Genomic DNA, 17,393 nt, shown 5'->3' with positions numbered 1-17,393 from the left:
TTGTGCTTGCCGTCGTTTTCGGTGGTGTCTCTGCCGTCTCGGCGAGCGCGTCCGAGGGTGACAGCATGGCCGCCGCTCATACCAACCATTCGGGTCCTGCGCAGTCCAGCAGCCTCGGTCTCGATTGGGACTAGGGGTTTCCTCCCGCTGACCGGCAGGTCGACGGCGAAACCGACCGACGAGGAGCGTGATGGCCGAGCGTCCACGAGTGCGGCCGCGCTCCGCGCAGTACGCATGGCTCATCACCGGCCCGCTGGCCATTTTCACGCTCTCCTGCTTCGCCGGCTTCTGGGTCACTGACCGCACGTGGTTCGACGACTGGAAAGCCGGCTTGCTGGCCCTGGTCGGTGTCTGCCTGGTTTACGTCGGTGTCTTCAACGTCGTCATCCGGCGCAGCACCTACAGCGTCGTCATGGTCGAGGTCCCCTTCGTCCTCGTCCTCTATTACCTGCCGCCGGCGATGGTGATCTGCGTCGTCGCGATCGCCACGCTGGTCAGCCAGCTGATCCGGTCGGCCGTCTACACGCCGTCCAAGCTGTGGTTCAACGTCGCCAAGAACTCGGCCGGCATCGCGCTGGCGTCGCTGGTCATCGCCGGGCTGCCGCATTACGACGGGCTCGACCCGCGCATGTGGCTGATCCTCGTCGCGGCCCTGCTGGTTTACACCGTCTCCGACATCTCCAGCCTGGCCGGCGTGATGAGCGCGGTCCAGGGCTTCCGTGCGGGGCAAGATGTTCTGCGCGGCGGCGTCTCGGCGCTGGTCTTCGCCAGCATCAACATGGTCATCGGCCTGATCTTCCTGGTCGCCCTCGAGGCCACCGCGTGGTCGGCCGTGCTGCTGGCCGTGCTCGTGGCCGCGCTGATCCAGATGCTGCGATCGTTCGCCGAGTTCCTGCGTCAGCACCGCACGCTGGCCGAGGTCTACGAGCTCACCAAGGCGGTCCGCGAGGCCGGCGCCGACTCGGGCCTGCCCGACGTGCTGCTGGGCCGGGTACAAACCCTCATGCGTTCCGAGTACGCGACTCTCTGGCTCGCCCCGCAGGGCCGTCATCCCGAGCTGCTGCTCACCGCACGGGTTGAGAACCAGGGCCTGCTCGACCTCTCGCCCACCCCGGCCGTGATCCGCGAACGCGCGCTCGCCGAGGGTGGCACGCTGGCCGTCGGCCCGAGCTTCGCGGCCACCCACGACCTGCGGAAGCCGCTGCGCACCGCGAAGATCAAAGACATCCTGATCGTGCCGCTGCGCTCCGGCCAGACGACGATCGGCACGCTCGAGGTGGTCAACCGGCTCGGCGACACCCGCTCGTTCCGGCTCGCCGACGTGCAGGTGCTCGAGACGATCGCCGCCCACGCCGCGGCGGCGGTCGAGAACGGCCGCCTGGTCGACCGGCTGCGCCACGACGCCTACCACGACCGCCTCACCGCGCTGCCCAACCGGCGGCGGATCACCGACGCGCTCGCCGAGTCGGTCAAGGTGCGGGCCGAGGACGAAGTGGTCGTGGTGCTGCTGTTCGACGTCGACGGCCAGCGCGACGTCAACGAGTCGATGGGCCACGCCGCCGGCGACAAACTACTGGCCGAGGTGGCCGGCCGGCTGCGGGCCATCGCCGGCCCGGGCGCGCTGGTCGGCCGCATCGGCGGCGACGAGTTCGTGGTCACCCTGCGGGCCGAGAGCACGGACGCGACCGTCCAGCTGGCCACCGACATGCGCGAACAGCTGCGGGGCTCGATGACGGTCGGCACCCTCACCCTCGACGTCGACACGGCGGTGGGGGTGTCGGTCTATCCCGACCACGGCGCCGACCCCGACACGCTCCTGCAGCGGGCTGAGCTCGCGGCGAACGCGGCCAAGGTCCTTCCGTACGGTGTGCAGCTCTTCCATCCCGCACTCGAGTCCCGGGCCGTGCGCCGGCTGGGCATCGCGGCCGACCTGCGGACGGCGCTCGACAACGGCGCCCTCGACGTCTACTTCCAGCCCAAGGTCACGCTGACCGACCGCCACCTGGTCGGCGTCGAGTGCCTGGCCCGCTGGCAGCACCCGGCCCAGGGCGAGGTGCTGCCGGAGGACTTCATCGCGGTCGCCGAGCACACCGGCCAGCTCTCCCGCCTGACCGAGGTGGTGCTCACCGAGGGCCTGCGGCGCTGCCGCGAGTGGGCCGACCAGGAACGCCCGCTCTCGATCGCGGTCAACCTGTCGGTGCGCACACTGCTCGACTCCCGCTTCCCCGACAAGGTGAGCGCCCAGCTCGAGCACTACGGCGTGAACGCGGCCCAGGTGACCTTCGAGATCTCCGAGCCCGGCATGCTCGGCGACATCGAACGCGTGCTCCCCACCCTCTACCGCCTGCGCGACCTCGGGGTGCGGCTCAGCGTCGACGATTTCGGCACCGGCGCGTCCTCGCTGTCCTACCTGCGTCAGTGGCCGGTCCACGAGGTGAAGATCGACGACAGCTTCGTGCAGGGCATGGCGACCGACACCGGCGACATGGCGATCGTCCGCGCGGTGATCAGCCTGGCCCGTGAGTTCGGTCTCACCGTGGTCGCCGAGGGCGTCGAGAGCGAGCTCACCCTCGACCTGCTGGAAGAGATGGGCTGCGAGATCGGCCAGGGCTACCTGTTCAGCCGCCCGCTTCCGTACGAGCGGCTGGAGGCCTGGTTCAACGCCCAGACCGAGCCGGCCACCACCGAGACGGGCGAGGTCCGCAGGCTCCGAGCGGTGATCTGACCTGCCCCGACACGGCTTTGGGGGAGTCGATTTCACCCCCGGCAACGGGCCGTGTAAGCTTTCGACTGCGCAACAAGCGAGAGATCGCGCGCAAGCCCCCTTAGCTCAGTCGGCAGAGCGTCTCCATGGTAAGGAGAAGGTCTACGGTTCGATTCCGTAAGGGGGCTCTACCGGGTTCGTTCCCGCCTCAGGCGCTGGACTTGAGCCTGGCTCTGGCGGTGTAGCTCAGATGGCAGAGCAAGCGGCTCATAATCGCTGTGTCGCCGGTTCAAGTCCGGCCACCGCTACTGGTAACGAGGGATCCCACCCGGGGTCCCACTTTGCATGTCGACGCTCCCAGGGCGTAATCTGGAGCGTCGTTAAGATTTCCCGTTAGCAGGAAGGCAACCCGTCGTGGCCAAGGCGACCGACGTCCGTCCGAAGATCACCCTGGCTTGTACGGAGTGCAAGGAGCGGAACTACATCACCCGGAAGAACCGTCGTAACGACCCCGACCGCGTCGAACTGAAGAAGTTCTGCCCGCGCGACGGCCGTCACACGCTGCACCGCGAGACCCGCTGACAACACCCTTCAAGCTTTCACTCTGCGCCGCCCGGTCACGACGGGGCGGCGCAGAGTCGTTCCCGGCTCCAGTAGGTTGACCTCATGCCCCTCGACCAGTCCTTCATCGGCCGCAGCTGGCCGGCCACCGAGCCCTACCAGGTCGGCCGCGAGAAGATCCGCGAGTTCGCCCGCGCGATCGGCGCCACCGACGTCGAATATCACGATCCGGCCGCGGCCCGGGCCCTCGGCTACGCCGACGTGGTGGCCCCGCCGACCTTCCCCGTCGTGATCACGATGGCGGCCAGCCGGCAGATCGTCGAGGACCCGGCACTCGGCCTCGACTACAGCCGCGTCGTGCACGGCGACCAGCGGTTCGCCTACTCGCGCCCGGTCGTGGCCGGCGACGAACTGGTCTGCGTCAACTCGGTCGACGAGATCACCTCGCGCGGCGGGCACGACTTCCTGACCACCCGCACCGAGGTCACCACCGTGGCCGGCGAACCGGTCGTGACGGTCTGGTCCAAGCTCGTGCAGCGAGGGGAGCACTGACATGGGTGACACACTCGAGCCCCAGACGTTCCGGGTCACCCGGGCCGACCTGGTGCGCTACGCGGGCGCCTCGGGCGACTTCAACCCGATCCACTGGAGCGACCGCGTCGCCACCGGTGTCGGGCTGCCCGGCGTGATCGCCCACGGCATGTTCACCATGGCGCTGGTCGGCCGGGCCGTCACCGCTTGGGCCGGCGCCGCCGACGCGGTGGTGGAATACAGCGTGCGGTTCTCCCGCCCGGTGCCGGTGCCCGACACCGACGAGGGCACCGAGGTGGTCGTCACCGCCACGGTGAAAGAGACCACCGACGAGGGCCTGACCAAGCTGGTGCTGACCGCCACGTGTCACGGCGAGAAGGTGCTATCCCTCGCCCAGGCGACCGTCCGCAAGCGCTAGGGTCAGCCCGGGTTGGGCAAGGCCGGTGTGAACCCGTACACTGGTGCGCCGTGGGGCAATGACCCCTCTGAGGCGCGCTGCCTCGGGGGAGTTCACGGCCTCGCACAGGGGTGTAGCTCAATTGGCAGAGCAGCGGTCTCCAAAACCGCAGGCTGCAGGTTCAAGTCCTGTCACCCCTGCGCAAATCTCCTAGACGTGCCCGCCCGGTGCGCGGTCACCACCTCCGCGCCCCGGTCCCGAGCGCCGACGGGGACCCATCACCACCGATGACGGAAGTAGGGCGCCATGGCCGAGAGGAACCGACCCGGTGACGCCGGCGACCCGGCCGACGACGAGGTGTTCGACGACGACGCCGTCGACAACGACAAGGACGCCGCCGACGATGACGCCGAGCCGGTAGGCCGCGGCGGCACCGCCGTTGCCGAGCGTTCGGCGAAGCCCAAGAACGAGGTCCGCCGCACCGGCTTCTTCGGCCGCATCGGTGGGTTCTTCCGTGAGGTCGTCAGCGAGCTGCGTAAGGTCATCTGGCCGACGCGCAAGGAGCTCCTGACCTACACGACGATCGTGATCGTCTTCGTGGTGGTCATGACCTCCATCGTCGGCCTTCTCGACCTCGGCCTGGGCAAGGTCGTCCTCTGGGCGTTCGGCGGCTGACCCCGCATCTGAGCAAGACTGATCTGGAAGTGAGCGAGCGTGCCTGAGTACGACGACGAGACCGCGCAGGCCGTCGACGAGCAGTCGTCCGTGGCCACGGCGGAAACCGACGAGTCGGTCGAGGCCGCGGCACCCGAGACCACGCCCGAGGCGGCCCCCGAGGTTGAGGCCGAGGCTGCTGCTGCTCCCGCCGAGCCCGACGAGGACTTCGACCCGGTGCAGGAGCTGCGGCAGAAGCTGCGCTACGCCCCCGGTGACTGGTACGTGGTGCACTCCTACGCGGGCTACGAGAACAAGGTCAAGACCAACCTCGAGACGCGCATCACCAGCCTCGACATGGAGGATTTCATCTTCCAGGTCGAGGTCCCGACCCGCGAAGAGGTCGAGGTCAAGAACGGCAAGCGTCTCCAGGTCAACAACAAGGTCTTCCCCGGCTACATCCTGGTCCGGATGGATCTGAGCCCCGAGTCGTACTCCTGCGTCCGCAACACCCCCGGGGTGACCGGCTTCGTGGGTGCGACCGACCGGGTCGACCGTCCGGCCCCGCTCTCGCTCGACGAGGTGCTGAAGTGGCTCGCTCCCGCCGTCGAGCAGGAGGAGAAGAAGGCCAAGCCCGAGATCAAGGTCCTCGACTTCGAGGTCGGCGACTCGGTCACGGTCACCGACGGCGCGTTCGCCTCGCTGCCGGCCTCGATCAGTGAAATTAATGCCGACCAGCAGAAGTTGAAGGTTCTGGTCTCCATCTTCGGCCGTGAGACGCCGGTGGAGCTGAACTTCAACCAGGTCACCAAGATCTGACAAGCAACACAGCAGTCAGTGGGAGGGTCCCGGCAAGGGGCCCGCCATCTACCACAGGAGTCAGTGAACATGCAGCGCAGCAAGGGCTACCGCAAGGGCGCCGAGCAGATCGACCAGAACAAGCTCTACGAGCCGGCCGACGCGATCAAGCTCGCCAAGGACGCCAGCCCCACCAAGTTCGACGCGACCGTCGAGGTCGCGATGCGTCTGGGCGTCGACCCCCGCAAGGCCGACCAGATGGTCCGCGGCACGGTCAACCTGCCCCACGGCACCGGCAAGACGGCCCGCGTGATCGTCTTCGCCCAGGGCGCCAAGGCCGAGGAGGCCGTCGCGGCCGGTGCCGACGAGGTCGGCACGGACGAGCTCGTGGCCCGCATCCAGGGCGGCTGGCTCGACTTCGACGCCGCGATCGCCACCCCCGACCAGATGGCCAAGATCGGTCGGATCGCCCGCATCCTCGGCCCGCGTGGTCTCATGCCCAACCCGAAGACGGGCACGGTGACCATGGACGTCACCAAGGCCATCAACGAGATCAAGGGCGGAAAGATCACCTTCCGCGTCGACAAGCACTCGAACCTGCACCTGATCATCGGCAAGGCCTCGTTCTCCGAGGAGCAGCTGGTGGACAACTACGCGGCGGTGCTCGACGAGGTGCTGCGGTCCAAGCCGTCCGCGGCCAAGGGCAAGTACCTCCGCAAGGTCGTCGTCACCACCACCATGGGCCCCGGCGTGCCGATCGACCCGAACGTGGTCAAGGGCCTCACCAGCGCCGAGAGCTGAGCCCTCGACAGAGCACTGCGAACGGCCCCCGGGGTACATCCCCGGGGGCTTTTCTGTGGCAGGCTTCCGTCGTGCGTTTTGACGGGGTGTGGTTCCGCTACGGCCGCCGGGCCGATTGGACCCTGCGCGAGGTGACTCGTGGCATCGAGGCGGGCCAGACGGTCGTCGTGCTGGGCCGCAACGGCGCCGGCAAGTCCACTCTGCTGCAACTCGCGGCGGGCGTGCTGCGTCCCTCTCGCGGTTCCGTTCGAGGCCGCCCGCCGGTGGTCGGGTGGGTCCCCGAGCGTTTCCCGGCCGACCAGCCGTTCACGGCTCGCGACTATCTGCACCGCATGGCGTCCCTCCGCGGGCGTACGGCCGCTGAGGCCGACAAGTGGATCGAGCGGCTGCTGCTGACCGAGCACAGCGGCACCCGCCTGTCCGATCTCTCGAAGGGCACCGCGCAGAAGGTCGGCCTGGCCCAGGCGCTGATCGCGCGGCCCGGCCTGCTGATCCTCGACGAGCCCTGGGAAGGGCTGGACTCGGTCGCCCGCACGCTGATCCCCGAGATCGTGGCCGAGGTGACCGCGGACGGCGGCATGGTTCTGGTCAGCGACCACCGGGGCGAGGTGGAGGGTTTGGCGGATGCAGCCTATTGGCAGGTGTCTGACGCTGCTGTGACCGTGGTGCCGCTCACTGAGGACGCTGTGGTGCCGGCTCCGCCCGACGAGGTGATCATCGAGGTCAAGGTCCGGCGGGCCGAGTCACCCCAGGTGGTGGCGAAGCTCAAGGCCGAAGGGCATCAAATCCTGGAGGTACGCGGTGTCGCCGCGGCACAACCGCAGCAGATCCGCTCCGGGCCTGGGTTGACTATCACCCCAGGTGTTTCCATCGGCCGACAGGCCGGCGGCGGCTCATGAGAACGGAACGGCTGGTCCGGATGCGCCTGGCGGGGTTTCTGCGGGGTGGGCGGATTCTGGCGCCGGCCATCGCGGTGCTGGTCGTGCTCGGGGTCATCTACGGCGGGGGAGCGTCTCCGGCCGCCACCGCGTACGGATACTCGGCGGCCGCGCTCTTCCCGGTGCTGGCGTGGCAGTCGAAGCTGCTGCTCGACACCGAACCCGACACGCAACGCCGGCTGGCCCGCGTCGCCGTGGGTGGCCGTCGCGAAGCCCTGGCCGGGCTGCTCGCCGCCGGCCTGCTCGCGCTGCTGGTCTGCGCCCTGGCGATGGGCGCGCCCTGGGTCTTCAACGGCATCGACACCGGCAAGGCAGTGGTCAGCGGCACGCTGCTGGGCGTGCTGGCCCATCTGCTGGCCGTCCCGCCCGCGGTGGCTCTCGGCGCCCTGGCGAGCCGGGCTGTCACCCGTGGTGTCCGCAACGGCATCGCAGTCCTGGTTACCGCGGCCGTCCTGGCGGTCGTGCTGGGCCTGCAGGGTTCGGTCGCCCCGTGGCTCGTCCCGCCGGTCATGGCCACGGCCCGCGCCCTCAACGGCGTCGAGCCGCCGCCCGTGGCCACCGTGGCCGTGCTCGTCGTCTGGGCCGTCCTCTGGTGCGGCGTCGCCTTCGGCGCCTACGCCCACCTGCGACGCACGCGCACCTGATTTGCGGGTGCCGGCGGGCCGCGCACCTGATTTGGCGGTCGCCAGCGGGTCGCGTACAGTTTCTTCTCGAAGTTCCACCCACAGACCGCTGGTCGTCGTGGGGCCGTCGCAAGACGAGCGCCACGTCCGAAGGTCCCGCAAATGCGGGCGACCCGCGCAGGGAAGAACGGTTCGCGATCAGGCCGCCGATCAGTCGTGCTCCTGCTCCGCCCCGTGCGCCCTGCGCCGGGGCGTTTTGCATTCTGCCCCTCCTTCGCTCTCGACCAGTGGTTCGAGCACTGAGAGAGGAGGGACATGGCGGACAAGCCAGTCCGGGCCGACAAGGCCACGGCCGTCGCGGCGCTGACCGACAACTTCCGTAACTCGTCGGCCACCGTGCTGACCGAGTACCGCGGTCTCACGGTCAAGCAGCTCACCGAGCTGCGGCGTTCGCTGGGCGGCGACACCAAGTACGCGGTGTCGAAGAACACCCTGGCGAAGCGCGCAGCCACCGACGCGGGCATCGAAGGCCTCGACACGCTGTTCACCGGTCCTACCGCGCTCGCCTTCATCAACGGCGACCCGGTCGAGGCGGCCAAGAGCCTGCGGGCTTTCGCCAAGGCCAACCCCGCCCTGCAGATCAAGGGCGGCGTTTTCGAGGGCAAGGCGATCTCGGCGGCCGACGTCAACAAGATCGCTGACCTCGAGTCGCGTGAGGTTCTGCTGGCCAAGCTGGCCGGCGCCATGAAGGGCAACCTGACCAAGGCTGCGGGTCTGTTCCAGGCCCCGCTTTCGCAGGTGGCGCGCCTCGCGGCCGCCCTTCAGGAGAAGCGCGAGAAGGACGGTCCCGCGGAGGCCTGAGCCACCGCGCACCAGCACGACTTTTTCATCAGAAGCTAGGAAAGGTTGCCAGATATGGCGAAGCTCAGCACCGACGAGCTGCTCGGCGCGTTCAAGGAAATGACGCTCATCGAGCTGTCGGAGTTCGTGAAGCAGTTCGAGGAGACCTTCGAGGTCACCGCGGCTGCCCCCGTGGCCGTCGCTGCCGCTCCCGGTGGCGCTGCCCCGGCCGAGGCCGAGGCCGAGAAGGACTCCTTCGACGTTGTCCTCGAGGGCGACGGCGGCAAGAAGATCCAGGTCATCAAGGTCGTGCGTGAGCTGACCGGCCTGGGCCTCAAGGAGGCCAAGGACGCCGTCGAGTCCGCCCCCAAGGCGATCCTCGAGGGTGTCAACAAGGAGAAGGCCGAGGCCGCCAAGGCCAAGCTCGAGGGCGAGGGCGCCAAGGTCACCCTCAAGTGATCTAACGCTCCACTGCATTCTCTTGCGAATGGCGAGGACCCGTGTGCGGGTCCTCGCCATTTGTATATTCCCACTGTTGTGCCTGGTCAGATGGTTCCGGCCCGCTGTCGGACGGCCGACGCACAAAGCGGGTCCAATCGGGCAAGGCGTGGAGTAAGGTCGCTAGGGCGCGCCGGGCAACGGGCGGCGCGGGGCCGACCCGCCTCGCAGCCCTTGACTGTGTGTCCGCTGACAGGCACGCTGACAGCAGCAAGTTTCCGCGCTTGCGACAGCCGCTCCGTGGGTAAGCCGGTGTCACCGGTTCCCCGCGGCGGGGGCACCGAGGGAGAGTTGCCGCGTTCCGAGCGGCCCCGCACCACAGGCCCTGGCCCTTCGAGGCGCAGGTCAGAGGCCGGCGGGGGCACGTTCCGCAGGCACCCTCAGGTGTGGGCTGGACAGCGGTTAGCCGAGCGGCTACACTGCTAGTTTGCGCTGCCTTCTGTCTTGAGCCCTGCCAGGACATCCATTCGGATGACTTCCTGGGGGCTCGTTGGAGTGCACGCAGACAGTTGCATACCGCAGCTGCAGCCGCATCAGCAGCACCGGTCCTCGGAAGGACGCATCTTGGCAGCTTCCCGCCCTGCGAAGACCAGCCGTACGTCGAGCGCTTACGCACCCCGCCGTGTCTCTTTCGGCAGGATCACCGAGCAACTTGAGGTCCCCAACCTCCTCGCCCTCCAGACGGAGTCCTTCGACTGGCTGGTCGGGAACGAGGCTTGGCAGGCCCGGTCGACGGACGACCCGCACGCCCACTCGGGCCTCGCAGAGATCCTCGAAGAGATCAGTCCCATTGAGGACTTCTCCGGCACTATGTCGCTGTCCTTCTCGTCTCCCCGATTCGACGAGGTCAAGGCCTCGATCGAGGAGTGCAAGGAGAAGGACCTGACCTACTGCGCCCCGCTGTTCGTGACCGCGGAGTTCACCAACAACACCACTGGCGAGATCAAGAGTCAGACCGTGTTCATGGGTGACTTCCCGATGATGACCCCCAAGGGGACGTTCGTCATCAACGGCACGGAGCGCGTCGTGGTGAGTCAGCTCGTCCGCTCGCCGGGCGTGTACTTCACCAAGGAGCCGGACAAGACCTCCGACCGCGACCTCTCCAGCGTCAAGGTCATCCCGAGCCGGGGCGCCTGGCTCGAGTTCGACATCGACAAGCGCGACACCGTGGGTGTCCGGATCGACCGCAAGCGCCGGCAGGCCGTCACCGTCCTGCTCAAGGCCATCGGCTGGTCGGCCGACCAGATCCGTGAGCGGTTCGGCTGGTCCGAGCTCATCATGACCACGCTCGAGAAGGACCACATCGCCGGGCAGGACGAGGCCCTGCTCGACATCTACCGCAAGCTCCGCCCTGGCGAGCCCCCGACCCGGGAGAACGCGCAGACCCTGCTCGACAACCTCTTCTTCAACCCGAAGCGGTATGACGTAGCCAAGGTCGGCCGATACAAGTTCAACAAGAAGCTCGAGATCGACGTCCCGATCGTCCGGGGCACGCTGACCGAGGAAGACATCGTCAAGACCGTGGACTACCTCGCCCGGCTGCACGCCGGTGAGGAGGGCTACGAGGCCGACGACATCGACCACTTCGGCAACCGCCGTCTGCGTACGGTCGGCGAGCTCATCCAGAACCAGGTCCGCGTGGGCCTGTCCCGGATGGAGCGCGTCGTCCGCGAGCGCATGACGACCCAGGACGTCGAGGCGATCACGCCGCAGACCCTGATCAACATCCGTCCCGTCGTGGCGGCGATCAAGGAGTTCTTCGGCACGTCGCAGCTGTCGCAGTTCATGGACCAGACCAACCCGCTGGCGGGCCTGACCCACCGGCGCCGGCTGAGCGCGCTCGGCCCCGGTGGTCTGAGCCGTGAGCGGGCCGGCTTCGAGGTCCGTGACGTGCACCCGTCCCACTACGGCCGGATGTGCCCGATCGAGACGCCGGAAGGCCCGAACATCGGCCTGATCGGCGCCCTGTCGACATTCGCCCGGGTCAACCCGTTCGGCTTCATCGAGACGCCGTACCGGAAGGTCGTGAACGGCGTCGTCACCGACGACGTCAACTACCTGACCGCGGACGAGGAAGACCGGTACATCAAGGCCCAGGCGAACGCCGTGCTGCGAAGCGACGGCACCTTCGCCGAAGACCGGGTCCTGGTACGGCGTAAGGGCGGTGAAGTCGACTACGTGCCCGGCACCGAGGTCGACTACATGGACGTCTCGCCGCGTCAGATGACCTCGGTCGCGACCGCGATGATCCCGTTCCTCGAGCACGACGACGCCAACCGTGCCCTCATGGGCGCGAACATGCAGCGTCAGGCCGTGCCGCTGGTCAAGGCCGAGGCGCCGCTGGTCGGCACCGGCATGGAGTACCGCGCCGCGGTCGACGCCGGTGACGTGGTCGTCGCCGAGGTCGGCGGCGTGGTCGAGGACCTGTGTGCCGACTACGTGACGGTGCACCAGGACGACGGTCACCGCCGTACGTACCTGCTGCACAAGTTCCGCCGCTCCAACGCCGGCTCCTGCGTCAACCAGAAGCCGGTCGTGTTCGAGGGTGACCGGGTCGAGGCCGGCCAGGTCATCGCCGACGGCCCGTGCACCGACGAGGGGGAGATGGCCCTCGGCCGCAACCTGCTCGTCGCGTTCATGTGCTGGGAGGGTCACAACTACGAGGACGCGATCATCCTGTCGCAGCGCCTCGTCCAGCAGGACGTCCTCACCTCGATCCACATCGAGGAGCACGAGGTCGACGCCCGCGACACCAAGCTCGGCCCGGAAGAGATCACCCGCGACATCCCGAACGTCAGCGAGGAAATGCTCGCCGACCTCGACGAGCGCGGCATCATCCGGATCGGCGCCGAGGTCGTTCCCGGCGACATCCTGGTCGGCAAGGTCACGCCCAAGGGCGAGACCGAGCTGACCCCCGAGGAGCGGCTGCTCCGCGCGATCTTCGGTGAGAAGGCCCGGGAGGTCCGGGACACCTCGCTGAAGGTGCCGCACGGTGAGACCGGCACGGTCATCGGCGTCCGCACGTTCTCGCGTGAGGACGGCGACGAGCTGCCCCCGGGCGTCAACGAGCTGGTCCGGGTGTACGTCGCCCAGAAGCGCAAGATCCAGGACGGTGACAAGCTCGCGGGCCGCCACGGCAACAAGGGCGTCATCTCCAAGATCCTGCCCGTCGAGGACATGCCGTTCCTCGAGGACGGCACCCCCGTCGACATCGTGCTCAACCCGCTCGGTGTGCCCTCGCGCATGAACATCGGCCAGGTCCTGGAGACCCACCTCGGGTGGATCGCCAAGACCGGCTGGTCGGTCGAGGGCGAGGACGAGGAGTGGAAGCGCCAGCTGCGCGCGATCGAGGCGCACGAGTCCATCGCGGACTCGAACGTCGCGACCCCCGTCTTCGACGGTGCGCAGGAGGAGGAGATCAAGGGCCTCCTCGAGTCGACGCTGGTCAACCGCGACGGTAAGCGGCTGGTCAACGGCGACGGCAAGGCGCAGCTGTTCGACGGCCGCTCCGGCGAGCCGCTGCCGGACCCGATCTCGGTCGGGTACGTCTACATCCTCAAGCTGAACCACCTGGTCGACGACAAGATTCACGCTCGGTCGACCGGCCCGTACTCGATGATCACGCAGCAGCCGCTGGGTGGTAAGGCGCAGTTCGGTGGCCAGCGGTTCGGCGAGATGGAGTGCTGGGCGATGCAGGCCTACGGCGCGGCTTACGCGCTGCAGGAACTGCTCACCATCAAGTCCGATGACGTCCTGGGCCGCGTGAAGGTCTACGAGGCCATCGTCAAGGGCGAGAACATCCCGGAGCCGGGAATCCCGGAGTCCTTCAAGGTGCTCCTCAAGGAGCTGCAGTCGCTGTGCCTGAACGTCGAGGTGCTTTCCAGCGACGGTGTGGCCCTCGAGATGCGCGAGACGGACGACGAGGTCTTCCGGGCCGCGGAGGAACTCGGCATCGACCTGTCACGCCGCCCGAACGAGGGCGTCAGCAGCGTCGAAGAGATCTGACGGAAGCGTCCCCGGTCCAGGCGACTGAGACCGGGGACGCCCCCGCCGGCCTTGAATTCACCCGAGCAACGAAACACGAGGGATAGTCCAAGTGCTCGACGTCAACTTCTTCGACGAGTTGCGCATCGGCCTTGCTACCGCTGACGACATCCGGCAGTGGTCGCACGGCGAGGTCAAGAAGCCCGAGACGATCAACTACCGCACCCTCAAGCCCGAGAAGGACGGACTCTTCTGCGAGAAGATCTTCGGTCCTCAGCGGGACTGGGAGTGCTACTGCGGCAAGTACAAGCGGGTCCGGTTCAAGGGCATCATCTGTGAGCGCTGCGGCGTCGAGGTGACCCGGTCCAAGGTCCGCCGTGAGCGCATGGGTCACATCGAGCTGGCCGCGTCGGTCACGCACATCTGGTACTTCAAGGGTGTGCCGAGCCGGCTGGGCTACCTGCTCGACCTGGCGCCCAAGGACCTCGAGAAGATCATCTACTTCGCCTCGTACGTCGTGACGAGCGTGGACGCCGAGGCTCGGCACCGCGACCTCTCGACCATCGAGAACGAGATCTTCGCCGAGAAGCGCCAGTCGGAGAACAGCCGCGACTCGGAGATCGAGAAGCGCGCTGCCAAGCTCGAGCAGGACCTGTCCGAGCTCGAGGCCGAGGGTGCCAAGGCCGACGTGCGCCGCAAGGTCAAGGAAGCCGGCGAGCGCGAGATGCGCCAGATCCGGGACAAGGCCCAGCGCGAGATCGACCGCCTCGACGAGGTGCTCGACACCTTCCGCAAGCTCGACTCCAAGCAGCTGGTCACCGACGAGCTGCTCTACCGCGAGCTGCGGGACCGCTTCGGTGAGTACTTCACCGGTGGCATGGGCGCCGAGGCCATCAAGGCGCTGCTGCAGAACATGGATCTGGACGCCGAGGCCGAGAACCTGCGCGAGATCATTCGCACCGGTAAGGGCCAGCGGAAGATCCGTGCGCTCAAGCGCCTCAAGGTCGTCGCCGCGTTCCTGAACACCCGCAACTCGCCGCTCGGCATGGTGCTCGACTGCGTCCCGGTCATCCCGCCGGACCTGCGCCCGATGGTGCAGCTCGACGGTGGCCGCTTCGCGACGAGCGACCTGAACGACCTGTACCGCCGGGTCATCAACCGGAACAACCGGTTGAAGCGCCTGATCGACCTGGGCGCGCCCGAGATCATCGTGAACAACGAGAAGCGGATGCTGCAGGAGGCCGTCGACGCGCTGTTCGACAACGGCCGCCGCGGCCGGCCGGTCACCGGTCCGGGTAACCGCCCGCTGAAGTCGCTGTCCGACATGCTCAAGGGCAAGCAGGGCCGGTTCCGTCAGAACCTGCTCGGCAAGCGCGTCGACTACTCCGGCCGTTCGGTCATCGTCGTCGGCCCGCGCCTGAAGCTGCACCAGTGCGGTCTGCCCAAGCAGATGGCGCTGGAGCTGTTCAAGCCGTTCGTGATGAAGCGCCTGGTCGACCTGAACCACGCGCAGAACATCAAGTCGGCCAAGCGCATGGTCGAGCGTCAGCGGCCGGTCGTGTGGGACGTCCTCGAAGAGGTCATCAGCGAGCACCCCGTGCTGCTGAACCGCGCGCCGACCCTGCACCGCCTGGGCATCCAGGCCTTCGAGCCGCAGCTGGTCGAGGGCAAGGCGATCCAGATCCACCCGCTCGTGTGTACGGCGTTCAACGCCGACTTCGACGGTGACCAGATGGCGGTGCACGTGCCGCTGTCGGCCGAGGCGCAGGCCGAGGCCCGGATCCTGATGCTCTCGTCGAACAACATCCTCAAGCCGGCCGACGGCAAGCCGGTCACCATGCCGACCCAGGACATGGTCATCGGTCTCTACTACCTGACGCACCAGACTGCCGGTGCCAAGGGTGAGGGCCGGGTCTTCAGCTCGGACGCCGAGGCTCGGATGGCCTTCGACAACGGCGAGCTGCACCTGCAGGCGCCGGTCAAGATCCGGCTCCGTGAGGTCATCGGTGTCGACAACGGCGCCAAGGCCCCGGCCTGGACCGCGCCGGAGGAGTGGGTCGAGGGTGACCCGCTGCTCGTCGAGACCACGCTCGGCCGCGTCCTGTTCAACGAGACGCTGCCCCCGGGCTACCGCTTCGTGAACTACGAGATCCGCAAGGGTCAGCTGTCGGCGATCGTCAACGACCTCGCCGAGCGCTTCCCCAAGGTCGCCCTCGCGGCGACCCTGGACGCGCTCAAGGAGGCCGGTTTCCACTGGGCCACCTGGTCCGGCGTGACGATCGGCATGGGCGACGTCATCGGTCCCCCGCGCAAGCCGGAGATCCTGGCCAAGTACCAGACCGAGGCCGACCGGATCGACAAGCAGTACCAGCGTGGTCTGATGACCGCCGAGGAGCGTCGCGGCGAGCTGATCGAAATCTGGACCAAGGCGACCAACGAGATCTCCAAGGAGATGGAGAGCGCGCTGCCGCAGGAGAACCCGCTCTGGGTGATGATCAACTCCGGCGCTCGCGGCAACCTCCTCCAGCTCCGGCAGATCGCCGCGATCCGCGGCCTGGTGGCCAACCCCAAGGGTGAGATCATCCCGCGGCCGATCACCTCGTCGTACCGCGAGGGTCTGACCGTGCTGGAGTACTTCATCTCCACGCACGGCGCTCGCAAGGGTCTGGCCGACACCGCGCTGCGTACCGCCGACTCGGGTTACCTGACCCGTCGTCTGGTGGACGTCTCGCAGGACGTCATCATCCGCGAGGAGGACTGCGGCACCGACCGCGCGATCCCGATGCAGGTGGGCGAGCGCGAGGCGGACGGCACGCTGGTCGTGCACGTGCACGCCGAGACCGGTGTGCACGCGCGGACGCTGGCCGACGACATCAAGGACGCCAACGGCAACCTGGTCGTCGCCCGCGGCTCGGACCTCAACTCGATCCTGGTCGACAAGCTCGTCGCGGCCGGTGTCGAGAACGTCCGGGTGCGATCGGTGCTGACCTGTGAGTCGAAGCTCGGCGTGTGCGCGGCCTGCTACGGCCGCTCGCTGCCGACCGGCAAGGGCGTCGACATCGGCGAGGCGGTCGGCATCATCGCCGCCCAGTCCATCGGTGAGCCGGGCACGCAGCTGACGATGCGTACCTTCCACACCGGTGGTGTCGCGGGTGAGGACATCACCCAGGGTCTGCCCCGTGTGCAGGAGATCTTCGAGGCCCGCGTGCCCAAGGGCAAGGCGCCCATCGCCGACACCCCGGGACGCATCCGCATCGAGGACGGCGAGCGCTCGCGGAAGATCATCGTGGTGCCGGACGACGGCAGCGAGGAGATCGTGTACGACAAGATCTCCAAGCGCGTCAAGCTCCGGGCCCACGACGGCGACCACGTCGGCGTCGGCGAGAAGCTGACCGAGGGCACCATCGACCCGCACGAGCTTCTGCGGATCATGGGTCCGCGGGCGGTCCAGGTCCACCTGACCTCCGAGGTCCAGGAGGTCTACCGCTCGCAGGGTGTGCTCATCCACGACAAGCACATCGAGATCATCATCCGCCAGATGCTCAAGCGGGTGACGGTCATCGACTCCGGCGCGGCCGAGTTCCTGCCGGGCGTGCTGGTCGACCGGGCGCTCTTCGAGTCGGAGAACCGCCGGCTCGTCGGCGAGGGTGGCGAGCCCGCCGCCGGTCGTCCCGTGCTCATGGGTATCACCAAGGCCTCGCTGGCCACGGATTCCTGGCTCTCGGCGGCCTCCTTCCAGGAGACCACCCGAGTGCTGACCGACGCGGCGATCAACTCGCGCAGCGACTCGCTGGTCGGCCTCAAGGAGAACGTGATCATCGGTAAGCTCATCCCGGCCGGTACCGGTATCTCCAAGTACCGCAACATCCGGGTCGAGCCGACCGAGGAGGCCAAGGCCAAGGTGTACTCGATGACCGGGTACCCCGAGACCGACTACGGCTTCGGGCCGGCCAGCGGGCAGGCTGTGCCGCTGGACGACTTCGACTTCGGGTCGTACCGCTAAACAGTCCGCCCCGTTCGCGGGGCCGACTGCGAACAAGATCGGTCCGGAAGGCGGTCGCGCA

The 17,393-nt window shown here is 67.9% G+C and carries 13 protein-coding genes and 3 tRNA genes; all 16 read left to right on the top strand.

Annotation, left to right across the window (positions count from 1 at the left end; genetic code table 11):
- Nucleotides 1–190 precede the first annotated feature (190 nt).
- The 16 genes from LXN57_RS30520 to LXN57_RS30445 all read left to right on the top strand — a co-directional run bounded on the left by LXN57_RS30520 (nt 191) and on the right by LXN57_RS30445 (nt 17,332).
- Nucleotides 191–2,725, top strand: coding sequence for a putative bifunctional diguanylate cyclase/phosphodiesterase (locus LXN57_RS30520; protein ID WP_251801634.1), 2,535 nt, complete (start codon nt 191–193; stop codon nt 2,723–2,725).
- 94 nt (nt 2,726–2,819) lie between these two features.
- Nucleotides 2,820–2,892: transfer RNA gene (locus LXN57_RS30515), tRNA-Thr, on the top strand.
- 47 nt (nt 2,893–2,939) lie between these two features.
- A tRNA-Met gene (locus LXN57_RS30510) sits at nt 2,940–3,012 on the top strand.
- 106 nt (nt 3,013–3,118) lie between these two features.
- Entirely contained in the window at nt 3,119–3,286 is a 168-nt protein-coding gene (gene rpmG, locus LXN57_RS30505; RefSeq protein WP_203803251.1) for a 50S ribosomal protein L33, read from the top strand.
- Between the two features lie 84 nt (nt 3,287–3,370).
- Nucleotides 3,371–3,817, top strand: a complete 447-nt coding sequence (locus LXN57_RS30500; RefSeq protein WP_251801633.1) for a MaoC family dehydratase N-terminal domain-containing protein — start codon at nt 3,371–3,373, stop codon at nt 3,815–3,817.
- 1 nt (nt 3,818) lies between these two features.
- Nucleotides 3,819–4,214: a MaoC family dehydratase gene (locus LXN57_RS30495; protein WP_251801632.1), complete on the top strand. Its 396-nt coding sequence runs from the start codon at nt 3,819–3,821 to the stop codon at nt 4,212–4,214.
- Nucleotides 4,215–4,320: 106 nt separating this feature from the next.
- Nucleotides 4,321–4,393 (top strand) — tRNA-Trp (locus LXN57_RS30490).
- 106 nt (nt 4,394–4,499) lie between these two features.
- Complete coding sequence (secE, locus tag LXN57_RS30485; protein WP_251801631.1) at nt 4,500–4,868, top strand: preprotein translocase subunit SecE; 369 nt, start codon at nt 4,500–4,502, stop codon at nt 4,866–4,868.
- A 39-nt stretch (nt 4,869–4,907) separates the two neighbouring features.
- On the top strand, nt 4,908–5,666 hold the full coding sequence (gene nusG, locus LXN57_RS30480) for a transcription termination/antitermination protein NusG (protein ID WP_251801630.1): 759 nt from the start codon (nt 4,908–4,910) through the stop codon (nt 5,664–5,666).
- A 69-nt stretch (nt 5,667–5,735) separates the two neighbouring features.
- Nucleotides 5,736–6,446: a 50S ribosomal protein L1 gene (rplA, locus tag LXN57_RS30475; RefSeq protein ID WP_251801629.1), complete on the top strand. Its 711-nt coding sequence runs from the start codon at nt 5,736–5,738 to the stop codon at nt 6,444–6,446.
- 71 nt (nt 6,447–6,517) lie between these two features.
- Nucleotides 6,518–7,345 carry an ATP-binding cassette domain-containing protein gene (locus tag LXN57_RS30470; protein WP_251801628.1) on the top strand — a complete coding sequence of 276 codons (828 nt, stop codon included), beginning with the start codon at nt 6,518–6,520 and terminating at the stop codon, nt 7,343–7,345.
- A complete protein-coding gene (locus LXN57_RS30465) occupies nt 7,342–8,028 on the top strand; it encodes a hypothetical protein (protein WP_251801627.1) in 687 nt (228 codons plus the stop codon). Before LXN57_RS30470 ends, LXN57_RS30465 begins: the two co-directional genes overlap by 4 nt.
- Before the next feature lie 294 nt (nt 8,029–8,322).
- A complete protein-coding gene (rplJ, locus tag LXN57_RS30460; RefSeq protein ID WP_221376869.1) occupies nt 8,323–8,868 on the top strand; it encodes a 50S ribosomal protein L10 in 546 nt (181 codons plus the stop codon).
- 54 nt (nt 8,869–8,922) lie between these two features.
- Entirely contained in the window at nt 8,923–9,306 is a 384-nt protein-coding gene (gene rplL, locus LXN57_RS30455) for a 50S ribosomal protein L7/L12 (RefSeq protein ID WP_251801626.1), read from the top strand.
- 603 nt (nt 9,307–9,909) lie between these two features.
- On the top strand, nt 9,910–13,350 hold the full coding sequence (rpoB, locus tag LXN57_RS30450; RefSeq protein WP_251801625.1) for a DNA-directed RNA polymerase subunit beta: 3,441 nt from the start codon (nt 9,910–9,912) through the stop codon (nt 13,348–13,350).
- Nucleotides 13,351–13,441: 91 nt separating this feature from the next.
- A complete protein-coding gene (locus LXN57_RS30445; protein WP_251801624.1) occupies nt 13,442–17,332 on the top strand; it encodes a DNA-directed RNA polymerase subunit beta' in 3,891 nt (1,296 codons plus the stop codon).
- The last annotated feature ends 61 nt before the right edge of the window (nt 17,333–17,393 follow it).

Origin of the sequence: Paractinoplanes hotanensis, from assembly GCF_023717965.1 — a bacterium.
Classification (GTDB): Bacteria; Actinomycetota; Actinomycetes; order Mycobacteriales; family Micromonosporaceae; genus Actinoplanes; species Actinoplanes polyasparticus.
The sequence above is the reverse complement of the archived record's forward strand: the minus strand, read 5'-3'. Positions and strand labels throughout refer to the sequence as shown.

Coding starts and splice junctions, on each gene's coding strand:
- rplA (WP_251801629.1), top strand. CDS start 5,736: ATGCAGCGCAGCAAGGGCTACCGCAAGGGCGCCGAGCAGATCGACCAG.
- LXN57_RS30465 (WP_251801627.1), top strand. CDS start 7,342: ATGAGAACGGAACGGCTGGTCCGGATGCGCCTGGCGGGGTTTCTGCGG.
- rplL (WP_251801626.1), top strand. CDS start 8,923: ATGGCGAAGCTCAGCACCGACGAGCTGCTCGGCGCGTTCAAGGAAATG.
- LXN57_RS30495 (WP_251801632.1), top strand. CDS start 3,819: ATGGGTGACACACTCGAGCCCCAGACGTTCCGGGTCACCCGGGCCGAC.
- rplJ (WP_221376869.1), top strand. CDS start 8,323: ATGGCGGACAAGCCAGTCCGGGCCGACAAGGCCACGGCCGTCGCGGCG.
- LXN57_RS30500 (WP_251801633.1), top strand. CDS start 3,371: ATGCCCCTCGACCAGTCCTTCATCGGCCGCAGCTGGCCGGCCACCGAG.
- LXN57_RS30520 (WP_251801634.1), top strand. CDS start 191: ATGGCCGAGCGTCCACGAGTGCGGCCGCGCTCCGCGCAGTACGCATGG.
- secE (WP_251801631.1), top strand. CDS start 4,500: ATGGCCGAGAGGAACCGACCCGGTGACGCCGGCGACCCGGCCGACGAC.